The sequence below is a fragment of the [Clostridium] celerecrescens 18A genome (genome assembly GCF_002797975.1).
GTDB classification, from domain to species: Bacteria; Bacillota; Clostridia; order Lachnospirales; family Lachnospiraceae; genus Lacrimispora; species Lacrimispora celerecrescens.
The window spans coordinates 5078918-5091712 of record NZ_PGET01000001.1; the positions used below are offsets into that span (position 1 = coordinate 5078918).

Sequence of the window (12795 nt, forward strand, 5' to 3'; positions counted from 1 at the left end):
GAAGGGAAATATAAAAATACCGGGAAGATGGTTCGTCTCTTCCCGGTATCTATTTATTACACCGTTTCTGATGGATTTTCCCCTCTGCGCATATTTTTCTGGGCGGTGGAGAGCATCAGCTTGATACGGTTTAACTGGTTTACTTCGCTTGCGCCGGGATCATAATCCACGGCAATGATATTGGAATCAGGATAAGCTTTCCGCAGCTCCTTAATGACGCCCTTTCCAACGATGTGGTTGGGGAGGCAGCCAAAGGGCTGGGTGCATACGATATTGTTGGTGCCGCTGTGGATCAGCTCCAGCATCTCTCCGGTCAAAAACCAACCTTCGCCGGTCTGGTTTCCGATGGATACAAATTCCTTAGCCATATCCGCCAGATTTCCGATGTGGGCCGGGGCTGTGAAGTGTTTGCTCTTTAACAGCTCCTTCTTTGCAGTCCTGCGGAAATATTCCAACAGGGAGATTCCCATATTGGACAAGGCTGCGGTGGTCTTTTTGCCGCCTAATTTCTGGGCCTTAAAGTTATTGTTGTAAAAGCAGTATAAAAGGAAGTCCATCAGGTCCGGCATAACGGCTTCTGCGCCTTCTGATTCCAGCAGCTCTACAATGTGATTGTTAGCAAGAGGTGAAAACTTAACAAGGATTTCTCCTACGACTCCTACCTTGGGCTTCTGAACGGCAGTTCTTGGAAGATTGTCAAAATCCCTGATAATTCCCTTTATGTTACGGGAGAATGTCATCATGTCCGGGGATTTCCTGGACAGGGATTCGATGCACACCTCTTTCCATTTGTCATGAAGGGAATTGGCTGAACCGGGTACCTTCTCATAGGGGCGTGTTGCATATAACACTCTCATAAAGACGTCGCCGTATACCACTGCCTGCATGGCCTTTGTCAGCATGGGCAAAGTGATGGTGAATCCAGGGTTCGACTCCATGTTGTTTGCATTGACGGAAATGACCGGGATATGCCCCATATCTGCTTTCTCCAGGGCGCGCCTGATGAAGCCGATATAATTGGAAGCCCGGCATCCGCCTCCGGTCTGGCTCATGAATACCGCAGTGCGGTCTAAATCGTATTTACCGGAAAGAAGTGCATCCATGATCTGGCCTACCACGATTAGGGACGGGTAGCAGGCATCGTTGTTTACGTATTTTAATCCGGTATCTACGGCAGAGCGGTTGTCGTTTTGAAGGACCTCCACCCGGTAGCCAAAGGAACGGATGGCTGGTTCAATCAAATCAAAATGTAAGGGAGACATCTGAGGGCAGAGGATGGTGTAATCCTTCTTCATCTCTTTGGTAAACATAATCCGATGATAAGCGCTGGTGACCACCTTTTGCTCGTAGTGGCGTTTGTCGCGCACCCGCAGTGCCGCAATCAGGGAGCGGATACGGATCCTGGCAGCTCCCAGGTTATTGACCTCATCGATCTTTAAAACCGTATAGATCTTGCCGGAGCCGGTTAAGATGTCATTAACCTGGTCTGTAGTAACTGCATCCAGACCGCAGCCAAAGGAATTCAGCTGGATCAAGTCAAGGCGGCTCTCTTTTTTTACGAGAGCGGCGGCCCGGTAAAGTCTTGTATGGTACATCCACTGGTCAGTAACCACCAGAGGGCGTTCAATTTCAGCCAGATGGGAAATGGAATCCTCCGTAAGCACCGCAAAACCATAGAAAGTGATAAGTTCCGGGATTCCGTGGTTGATTTCCGGATCCACGTGATACGGGCGGCCAGCCAGCACGATACCATGCCGGTCGTTGTCTTCCAGCCACTTTAGAGTTTCCTCGCCCTTTTTCTCCATATCGGACCTGGAAGCCATAAGCTCTTCCCAGCCCTTCCTGGCGGCGGCTGCAACTTCAGAAGCCGGAATCTGGAATTCCTTTACAAATACCTCTGTTAAGCGTCCGACAAGTATTTCTTCGTTGGTAAATGCCATGAACGGGTTTAAAAAGCGGATATTTTCCGATTTAATACCTTCTACGTTGTTCTTGATGTTCTCCGCGTAGGAGGTGACAATGGGGCAGTTAAAATGGTTTCCTGCATCGGGGGTTTCATTCCGTTCATAGGGAATGCAGGGATAAAATATGGTTTTAATTCCCTGCTTGATCAGCCATTCAATATGTCCGTGGGCGATCTTTGCCGGATAACATTCCGATTCGCTTGGTATGGATTCAATGCCCAGCTCATAGATCTTTCTGGTGGACTGAGGGGATAGCACGGTCCGGAATTTCAATTCCTTAAAGAAAACAGCCCAGAAGGGGTAGTTTTCATACATGTTCAAGACTCTGGGAATGCCGATGGTGCCCCGCTCTGCAAGATCCGGGCTAAGGGGCTCGTAATCAAACATACGGCGGTTTTTATAATCAAAGAGGTTTGGTATTTCCCTCTTTGCCTTTTCCTTGCCAAGGCCTCGTTCACAGCGGTTTCCCGTAATAAACTGGCGCCCTCCGTCGAAACGGTTAACGGTAAGCACACAGTTGTTGGTACAGCCCTTGCACCGGGCCATGGAGGTTTCATAATGCAGCCCAAGAATTTTATCCAGGCTCAGCATGGTGGTTGTTTTGGATTCCTCATAGCGTTCTCTCGCGATAAGAGCAGCGCCAAAGGCTCCCATGATACCTGCAATATCAGGCCTGATGGCTTCGCAGCCTGCAATCTTTTCAAAGCTTCTTAAAACGGCATTGTTATAGAAGGTACCGCCCTGGACTACCACATGCTGGCCCAGATCAGAAGCATTTGTAATTTTTATTACTTTAAACAGGGCGTTTTTAATGACTGAATAAGCAAGCCCTGCAGAAATATCGGATACTTCGGCCCCTTCCTTTTGGGCCTGCTTTACGTTGGAATTCATGAATACCGTGCATCTGGTCCCTAAGTCGGTTGGGTTCTTGGCAAATATGGCTTCCTGTGCAAAATTCTCAACCTGGTAGTTCAGAGAGTTGGCAAAGGTTTCGATAAAGGAGCCGCAGCCCGAGGAGCATGCCTCGTTCAGCTGAACGCTGTCTACGGTGCCGTTTTTAATGCGGATGCACTTCATGTCCTGCCCGCCGATATCCAGGATGCAGTCAACCTTTGGTTCAAAGAAGGCTGCCGCATAGTAGTGGGAGATGGTCTCCACCTCTCCTTCATCAAGCAGGAATGCTGATTTTAAGAGGGCTTCTCCGTATCCTGTCGAACAGGACCATACGATCTGGCTGTCTTTTGGCAATTGTTCCTTGATTTCACTCATGGCCCGGATCGCTGTTGCAAGCGGGCTTCCGTTGTTGCTGCTGTAAAATTTATATAACAGGGTGCCGTCTTCGCCTACAAGAGCCACCTTTGTGGTGGTGGAGCCTGCATCGATGCCTAAAAAGCATTTTCCATGGTAGGTGGTTAAATCACTGGTTTTAACGCAGTGGCTGTTATGGCGGTCTATGAATGCGTCGAAATCAGCCTGATCTGCAAACAGGGGTTCCATGCGCTTTACTTCAAATTCCATCCGGATGCCGGAAGATAAGCGGTTGATCAGCTCCTCCAGGGAGCTGTCCCCTTCTTGATTTTCCTCTGCATTCATGGCCGCACCAATGGCAGCAAATAAGTGGGAATGCTCCGGAGCGATGATCTCATCTCCCGATAAATGGAGGGTGCGGACAAATGCCTTCTGAAGCTCCGGAAGGAAATGGAGCGGGCCGCCTAAAAAGGCTACATGGCCCCTGATGGGCTTTCCGCATGCCAGACCGCTGATGGTCTGATTCACCACCGCCTGAAAAATGGAAGCGGCAAGGTCTTCCCTGGTAGCCCCTTCATTGATGAGCGGCTGGATGTCCGTTTTAGCAAATACGCCGCAGCGTGCGGCAATGGGGTAAATGGCCTTATAATTGGCCGCATATTCATTTAAACCGGAGGCATCGGTCTGTAAAAGCGCTGCCATCTGATCGATAAAGGACCCGGTGCCACCGGCACAGATCCCGTTCATACGCTGGTCAATGCCGCCGGTGAAGTAAATAATTTTTGCATCTTCTCCGCCGAGTTCGATTGCCACGTCGGTCTGTGGGGCATAATCCTTAAGAGAGGTTGCGACCGATACCACCTCCTGAACAAAGGGAACCTTTAAATGCTTGGACAGAGTTAATCCACCAGAGCCTGTGATGGCAGGGCGTAATTCCATAGGGCCCAACTTATCAAAGGCCTTCTTTAAAAGGCCTGCCAGTGTTTCCTGTATGTTTGCAAAATGCCGCTCATAATCAGCGAATAAGATCTCATGGTCATTATTTAATACAGCTATTTTAACCGTTGTGGAACCAATATCAATTCCTAATGTGTTATATGTAATCATATGTGCGGGGTATCCCCTGCCTCCTTTTGTGTAAAAGTAAGTTGCTGACTCACCGAACATCAGTTTAACATAAAATAAGAAATAATACAATTGCCATAACATGCTAAAAAAATGTTAAATCTAGTAAAATTTGTTTAAGTTAACGAAAAGGGGTTCCTTTTCATTTGACAAAAATGGCCTGGGAAATTATAATGTATAAGTCAAAGTCTGCCAACGTTTATTTAGATTTTTCAGTGAAAGAGAGAAATGCTATGATTCAGATTTATAAAACAGAAGACGGCCTGATTCAGCAAAAGGATGAGCTTTCTCCCGGTTCCTGGATCGCCCTTACAAATCCTACTGCCACAGAGATCCTGGAAATCGCCAATACCTGTAAAATCGATCCCGATGACTTAAGGGCTCCTCTTGATGAGGAAGAACGTTCCCGTATCCAGACGGAGGATCATTACACGCTTATCCTGGTAGACGTTCCCACCATAGAGGAACGCGGCGGCAAGGACTGGTATGTTACCATACCAATGGGTATCATAACAACTGAAGATGCAATCATTACAGTCTGTCTGGAGGACACTACAGTTCTTAATGCATTTATGGACGGCAGGGTGAGGGATTTCCACACCTATATGAAAACCCGGTTTATCCTGCAGATTCTTTATAAGAATGCATCTTTGTATCTGCAATATTTAAGGATTATAGACAAAAAGAGCGGGGAGGTGGAAGAGAAGCTTCATAAATCCACTAAGAACCGGGAACTTATCGAGCTTTTGGAGCTGGAAAAGAGCCTTGTATACTTTACCACATCTTTACGCTCCAATGAGATGGTGCTTGAAAAACTGATGAGAAACGAAAAAATCAAGAAGTACCCTGAGGATACGGAGCTTTTGGAGGATGTCATTGTAGAGAACAAGCAGGCGATCGAGATGGCAAACATCTACAGCGGGATTTTAAGCGGTACCATGGATGCTTTTGCTTCCGTCATATCCAATAACTTAAATATTGTAATGAAGTTTCTGGCAACCATAACCATTGTTATGTCCATACCAACTATGGTGGCAAGCTTTTACGGAATGAATGTTAATTCCCTTGGCATGCCTTTTGCGGATAATCCTCATGGCTTTATCATCGTTTTAGGTCTGACGCTGGCCCTGACGCTGATTGTAGCGTGGATTTTTTCTAAAAAGGATCTGTTTTAGCTTTAGCAGTAAAGAGGAAACACCCTGTGGGTATACCTTTATGCCCAAAAGGCATGGGCAGAAATGAGGAAACACCCTGCGGATATACCTTTATGCCCAAAAGGCATGGGCAGAAATGAGGAAACACCCTGCGGGTATACCTTTATGCCCAAAAGGCATGGGCAGAAATGAGGAAAGCATGAAGTTTTTTTATAATTTTGAACACAGATTCAGAAAGTATGCGATTCCGAATCTGATGTACTATATCATCGGTATGTATGGTGTGGGACTCTTAATGGAGATGCTTGCACCGGGATTTTACTGGCAGTACCTGTCCCTTGACGCCGGGAAGATACTTAGCGGCCAGGTGTGGAGAATAGCCACTTTTATGATTTACCCGCCGGGAGGCGGCACGTTCTTAAGCCTGATCAGCATGTATTTGTATTACATGCTGGGAGTAAACTTAGAGAGGATCTGGGGAGCATTCCGTTTTAACGTCTATTTCTTCATGGGAGTCATCGGTCATGTTGCGGCGGCGCTGATCGTGTATATTTTCATGGGAAAGACGGTATATCTGACAACGGAATTTCTCAATTATTCCCTGTTCTTTGCCTTTGCCGCCACATTTCCGGATTTGGAATTCCTTTTGTTTTTCGTGATTCCTATAAAAGCCAAATGGCTGGCCATCTTTAACGGAATTTATTTCCTGTATGGCTTTATCACTGGTAATATAGCGACCAGAGTCACGATATTCATGTCCTTATTGAACTTCATCATCTTTTTTATTTTGACACGGAATTTAAGCCGGTTCAATCCGAAAGAGATCAGGAGAAAGCAAAATTTTAATAAGCAGATGAAGATAAAACCCCAGGGCTGGACACACCACCGGTGTGCCGTTTGCGGGCGGACCGAAAAAGACTCCCCAAACCTGGAATTCCGTTATTGTTCAAAATGCGAAGGCAGTTATGAATACTGTTCTGAGCATTTGTATACACATAAACATGTAACACCGTCCAACCCCACAACCGGTGATACGACCAACTAGCTACGGAGGATAACGATGAAGAGAACCAAGATTATTTGCACCATGGGACCTAATACCAACGATTACGCAATGATGAAGGCACTTGCCGAGCACGGCATGGATGTTGCCAGATTCAACTTTTCACACGGTGATTACGAGGAGCAGAAGATGCGCCTTGATTTACTGAAGAGCATCCGTGAGGAACTTGATCTTCCGATTGCAGCGCTACTTGATACAAAAGGACCGGAGATCCGTACCGGACTTTTGAAGGATGGCAAAAAGGTGAATCTGAAAGAGGGAGAAATCTATATCCTGACAACAGAGGAAATCGTTGGAGATGAAACAAAAGGACATATAAACTATGGTGGCCTGAATGAAGATGTAGTCCCAGGAAACCGTATCCTCATTGACGATGGCCTGATTGAACTGGAAGTCATCGAGGTAAAGGGCAAAGAGATTACGTGCAAGATCATTAACGGCGGTGAGCTGGGAGAGAGAAAAGGCGTCAATGTTCCTAATGTTAAGGTAAAGCTTCCGGCACTTACAGATAAGGATAAAATGGATATAAAGTTTGGTATCGAGCAGGGCTTTGATTTCATTGCAGCTTCCTTTGTGCGTACCGCTGATGCCATTAACGAAATAAAGAAAATCCTGGATGATCATGGTTCCAATATGGCCGTAATTGCCAAGATCGAAAACGCAGAAGGCATTGAAAACCTGGATGATATCATCGAAGCCAGCGACGGCATCATGGTTGCCCGCGGCGACATGGGAGTTGAGATCCCGGCCCAGGAGGTTCCGTTCATCCAGAAGCGAATCATCGAAAAATGTAACGAGGCCTGCAAACCTGTTATTACGGCAACCCAGATGTTAGATTCCATGATCCGCAATCCCCGCCCAACCAGAGCAGAGGTAACGGACGTGGCTAATGCAGTTTATGACGGAACGGATGCTGTAATGCTTTCCGGCGAAACCGCTATGGGTAAATATCCGGTTGAAGCTCTTTCCATGATGGCGTCCATCGTAGAGGAGACAGAAAAGCATCTGGATTACAGCGCATACAGAGAGCGCAAGGTTTCTGCTGTTAATGTGCATAATGTATCCAATGCTGTATGTTATTCTTCTGTTGCCACTGCCCATGATCTGGGAGCCAGAGTAATTGTTGCTCCAAGCATCACCGGCTTCACGACAAGACTGTTATCCAAATGGAGACCGGAAAGCCTGATCATCGGCCTGTCACCAAGTGCTTCTGCCCTTCGCCAGATGCAGTTATACTGGGGCGTAAAGCCATTCCATGGAAAGCGTGCGGAGTCCACGGACGTTTTGATTTATTCCTCCATGGAGCTGTTAAAGTCAAAAGGCATTGTCAAGGAAAATGAAACGGTAGTGGTAACTGCCGGTGTAGTAAATCCGGTAAGAAAAAATGAGCCGGCAGCTCATACCAACATCATGAGGATCGTAACCGTAGATTAAGGGATGCCCGTGAGTAAGTAAAAACGCAGGATCTGCAAGCGTGCATTGCGGATTGCCCCTTCTATGAATAATTATACAAAAAAGTGTAGACAAAGGAGTCTATCCCCGGTACAATGTAGCTTACAGCAGATGTGCCGGAGACAGGCTCTTTTTGCATATGGTAAGCTACGAGAGGAGAGGAAAGCTATGGACAAGAGACCATTTGTTACTAAGGAAAAGTTAGAAGAAATCGTGAGAGAATATCCAACACCTTTTCATTTATACGATGAAAAGGGAATCAGGGAGAATGCCCAGAAGTTAAAGGAGGCGTTTTCCTGGAATAAAGGGTACCGGGAGTATTTTGCGGTAAAGGCCACGCCCAACCCATTTATCCTGAATATTTTAAAGGATCATGGGTGCGGAGCAGACTGTTCATCCATGACAGAGCTTATGATGTCTGATTGCCTTGGCTTTACCGGTTCTGATATCATGTTTTCGTCCAATGACACGCCTGCCGAGGAATTCCAGTATGCGGACAAAATCGGCGGTATCATCAATCTGGATGATATCACTCATATTGATTTTCTTAAAAAAGCCATCGGGCATATTCCGGAGACCATCAGCTGCCGTTATAATCCGGGCGGCATATTTAAGATCAGTAATGACATTATGGATAATCCGGGAGACTCCAAATATGGGATGACGACCGAGCAGATGTTTGAGGCCTTCCGTATATTGAAAAGCAATGGAGCCAAAAACTTCGGAATTCATGCATTTTTAGCAAGCAACACGGTAACCAATGAATATTATCCTCTTCTTGCAAAGGTGCTTTTCGAGCTTGCGGTAAAGCTTAAAAAGGAGACGGGAGCCCATATCTCTTTCATAAACTTATCAGGTGGGATCGGAATCCCTTACCGTCCGGGGGAAGAGTCCAATGACATCAAGGCCATCGGTGAAGGGGTCAGAGCCGTATATGAAGAAATTCTGGTGCCGGAAGGAATGGGAGATGTGGCTATTTACACAGAGCTTGGACGCTTCATGCTGGGACCTTACGGCGGACTGGTAACAAGGGTCATTCATGAGAAGCATACCCACAAGGAATACATCGGCGTGGATGCCTGTGCAGTTAATTTGATGAGACCGGCCATGTATGGGGCATATCATCATATCACTGTTATGGGGAAAGAGGGTGAGGTGTGCGGCCATAAATATGATGTGGTGGGCTCTCTCTGTGAAAATAATGACAAATTCGCCATTGACCGGAACCTGCCTGAGATATCCGTAGGCGATCTGCTTTTCATACACGATACGGGAGCTCATGGTTTTGCCATGGGATATAATTATAACGGGAAATTAAAGTCTGCGGAGCTGCTCTTAAAAGAAGATGGATCCGTTCAGATGATCCGCAGGGCCGAAACGCCCAGGGATTATTTTGCTACCTTTGATTTTTGCGATGTGCTGAAGGATATGAAATATTAATATTTTCGTAAGAAATTATATAGGAAGGAGAGATGGTTTCCGGTGATTCAGGAAACTTCTCTCCATTTTTTATTTACAAACCGTGTATTTTCTTAATTTGGGCAGAAAAATCCCTGTGCCACATGACACAGGGGAGATTTTTCTTAGGATTTTCGGATTTCAAAAAGGGTGAAAGGATAATTGATACATTGTGCATTTCTTATGGTATTAGTATAACACACCGACTCTAGAAAAGTTTGTATATTGTTTGAATAGATTATGAAGATTTTCTTAATTCAATCTTTGCGTAAAAAAATCAGATCTAGTTAAAGCTGCAAAAAAAATCAGGACTCGCTTTGGACCTCCCATAAGCCTGTTTTTTACCTCATAAGCAGGAGTGCGGATTGCAAATATTCGATTGACTCTATTTTTTATATATAGCACGAAATAACAAGCTAAAGAAAATGTGACTTGCAGCAAGAGCTAGTTAAATAAGAAAAAAACATCGAAATTTGTAGGTGATATGTTCTTTCTTTCAAAAATTCTTGGTATATAATATTAGTATGGAGGTGAGAGATATAATGGGTAGATCTTGGCATTTATTTCCTGGTACTTTCAGAAATAAGAGTATAAGGAATTGTTTAAGAGGACTGGAGAGTAATGAAGATTATACAATATTTTATGATGATGGAATTTTCCAGTTTGAAAGGAAAAGAGGAAGTAAAAAAATTGTCTGTGAGATTAGTGTAGGTGCGTTTTATGACATTTGTAATGGCTTATATGATAAAACGGAGATTAATAATCGAATAAATGATTTTATTCTGCAGCAATTATATCTAAAAGGTGTTGAATTAGAGTAGCTATTGGTTGAAGGGTGCTTATTTCCTGTTCCTATCCTTTTACATAACAATGAACCCTCTATGTTGGTTTTATTCAACATAGAGGGTTCATTTCAATTCCGGGCCCGGCAGAAAACATCTAGAAAAGTATGGAGCGTGCCAGTCTGGTGAGCACTTCCTCGCATCTTAAGATATCTTCACAGGGGACAAATTCATCCGGTTTATGGGCCAGTTCCAGATCACCGGGACCATAGGACATGCAGTTGGGATTGTGAAGCTTTCCTGCGATGACGGCAGTGTCGGTGTACCCGGGAAAATAGGAGACAGGGACCGTCTTTCCTGTGGTTTCCTCTGCTGCGGCTTTCAGGGCTTTTAATAAATAGGAGCTTTCATCCTTTTCAATAAAAGGCCTGTCTCCTGTGATCTCATAAGAAGAGGTGATCCCTGGAACAGCGATCGCAGCTTCCCGGATGGCCTGTTCCACAATGGAGATGGCAGCAGCTGTATCTGTGGGAGGTACCAGGCGCATATCGATCCAGACTCTGCATTGGTCGGGAACCACATACGGGCGGTATCCTCCTTCGATCTGGCCGAATGTAACGGTAGATATGCCCAGATCCTCATGAGAGGGGCATTCTCCGATCCGCCGGCGTATGGAAGATATGATCTCGGCCATGGCGGCAATGGCGTCGGCCCCCTTCCAGGGAGTGCTTGCATGGGCGGTCACTCCGGTAACGGTAACTTCAAACCAGGTACGCCCTTTATGAGCAACCTGGATCTGTCCGTTTGTTGGCTCTGTATCCAGGACAAAGCTTTTTTCCGTCACCCAGCCTTCTTTTATCACATCCTCAACTCCCCGCATGAAATCCTCTTCATCAACAGTACCGATGAAAACAAAGGAATGCCTGGGGATTTTTCCGGAAGCTGCCTCCTCTGCCATGGCGGAAAAGGCGGAGAGGGCGCAGGCCAGTCCGGATTTCATGTCACAGGCTCCCCGGCCATAGATCCTTCCATTTATAACCTCCGCTCCAAGAGGGTCGGTTGTCCAGCCCTCTCCAATGGTTACCGTGTCCATGTGGCAGATATAAACAAGGGCAGGGTCGTCGATTTCTCCTTTGATTTTTGCCATAATATTATAACGGCCCGGCAGGACCTCTTTTTTGATGACAGGGACAGACAGGGAGGATAGCCGGCTAAAGATATATTCGGCAATATTTTTTTCGTATGCACCGGGATCCGTACTGTCGATGCGGATCAGGTTCTGTGTCAGCAAAGTGGCATCGGATCGATGATTTTCCATAATGATAATCTCCTTATATGTATTTTATATCCATTATAGGAACAGACAAGTAGAAAGTAAATGGTATTTGACTAAAATCTCTTTTGTATTTTAGAGGAAAAGAAACCACATGAGCCAATTCGGAATATCCTAATAAAAAAGGAATCAGGTAACGGACTGTGAATCATGTGAGAGAAGCGGTACACTGTGAAGCTGCCCATCGTATGGGCTATACAGGGCGTGGGATTGGAGTTGCAGTTCTCGATACGGGGATTTATCTTCATGAGGACTTTGAACATAGAATGGCGGCTTTTGTAGATATTGTACACCGCAGAAGGGACACCTATGACGATAACGGTCATGGGACTCATATATCAGGAATCATAGGAGGCAGCGGCATCGCTTCCGGAGGAATGTATATGGGCATTGCACCAGAGTGTCATATCATTATGCTTAAGGTATTGGATAAAAAAGGAAACGGCTATGCCTCCGATGTGCTGGCCGGACTTAAATGGATTCGCGATAACAGGGAAAGGTATGGGATCAGGATTGTAAATATTTCCGTTGGTTCCTTTTCGAAAAAGGGGATGACAGAAAATTCTGTTCTTGTGCGTGGAGTAAATGCGGCATGGGATGACGGGCTGGTGGTCTGTGTGGCCGCAGGAAACATGGGACCGGGCATGAATACGATCACGACTCCGGGTATCAGCCGGAAGGTGATTACTGTGGGGTGCTCAGATGACTATAAAGAGGTAAATGTAATGGGAAACCGGATGATCGATTATTCCGGAAGAGGTCCCACCGGTGCCTGCATCTGCAAACCGGAAATCATCGCTCCGGGGGCAGGAATTATCAGTTGCGCCAACGAATCAGGGCAATACCTTGCCAAAAGCGGAACCTCAATGTCGACACCTCTGGTTTCAGGGGCGATTGCGCTTCTTCTTCAGAAATATCCCTATATGACCAACCGGGATGTGAAACTGATGCTAAGAGAGCGGGCAGTGGATCTGGGTCTTCCCATAAATCAGCAGGGCTGGGGGATGCTTGATGTTGAGAGGCTATTGATGTAATAGAGGAGCATAAGTATATCAGGGCTTCTGGGGGAAAGTTTGTCCCGCAGAGGCCCTGATTTGTTTGAGAGTTGTTGTTAAAAAGGATATGCCGCTTTCTACGGCAGCCAGTAAATTTATAGACTTGATAGGTGTATAAAGTTTCAAAGCAATCTATTCCCCTTGTCCTGACTGGCAGCATA

Annotated in this window: 8 protein-coding genes; 6 read left to right on the top strand and 2 right to left on the bottom strand. The window is 45.9% G+C overall.

Features of this window, described 5'->3' with window-relative positions; genetic code table 11:
* Positions 1–56: 56 nt before the first annotated feature.
* Positions 57–4319 (bottom strand): 2-hydroxyacyl-CoA dehydratase, encoded by a 4263-nt coding sequence (locus H171_RS23145; protein ID WP_100307217.1) that lies wholly within the window; start codon positions 4317–4319, stop codon positions 57–59.
* Positions 4320–4570: 251 nt separating this feature from the next.
* Between H171_RS23145 and H171_RS23150 the strand changes: the two genes are divergently transcribed.
* The 5 genes from H171_RS23150 (at position 4571) to H171_RS23170 (ending at position 10285) form a co-directional block, all read left to right on the top strand.
* A complete protein-coding gene (locus tag H171_RS23150) occupies positions 4571–5512 on the top strand; it encodes a magnesium transporter CorA family protein (protein ID WP_025229923.1) in 942 nt (313 codons plus the stop codon).
* A 178-nt stretch (positions 5513–5690) separates the two neighbouring features.
* Positions 5691–6536 carry a rhomboid family protein gene (locus tag H171_RS23155; protein ID WP_100307637.1) on the top strand — a complete coding sequence of 282 codons (846 nt, stop codon included), beginning with the start codon at positions 5691–5693 and terminating at the stop codon, positions 6534–6536.
* Between the two features lie 15 nt (positions 6537–6551).
* Entirely contained in the window at positions 6552–7988 is a 1437-nt protein-coding gene (gene pyk / locus H171_RS23160; RefSeq protein WP_100307218.1) for a pyruvate kinase, read from the top strand.
* Positions 7989–8174: 186 nt separating this feature from the next.
* Entirely contained in the window at positions 8175–9446 is a 1272-nt protein-coding gene (locus H171_RS23165) for a diaminopimelate decarboxylase (RefSeq protein ID WP_100307219.1), read from the top strand.
* A gap of 560 nt (positions 9447–10006) precedes the next feature.
* Positions 10007–10285, top strand: a complete 279-nt coding sequence (locus H171_RS23170) for a hypothetical protein (protein ID WP_100307220.1) — start codon at positions 10007–10009, stop codon at positions 10283–10285.
* A 118-nt stretch (positions 10286–10403) separates the two neighbouring features.
* On the opposite strand, the gene H171_RS23175 is transcribed toward H171_RS23170, so the two are convergent.
* Positions 10404–11564 (bottom strand): M20 family metallopeptidase, encoded by a 1161-nt coding sequence (locus H171_RS23175; RefSeq protein ID WP_100307221.1) that lies wholly within the window; start codon positions 11562–11564, stop codon positions 10404–10406.
* A 203-nt stretch (positions 11565–11767) separates the two neighbouring features.
* Here H171_RS23175 and H171_RS23180 point away from each other — a divergent pair, with 203 nt between their 5' ends.
* Positions 11768–12613, top strand: coding sequence for a S8 family peptidase (locus H171_RS23180; RefSeq protein ID WP_408645672.1), 846 nt, complete (start codon positions 11768–11770; stop codon positions 12611–12613).
* Positions 12614–12795: the final 182 nt, after the last annotated feature.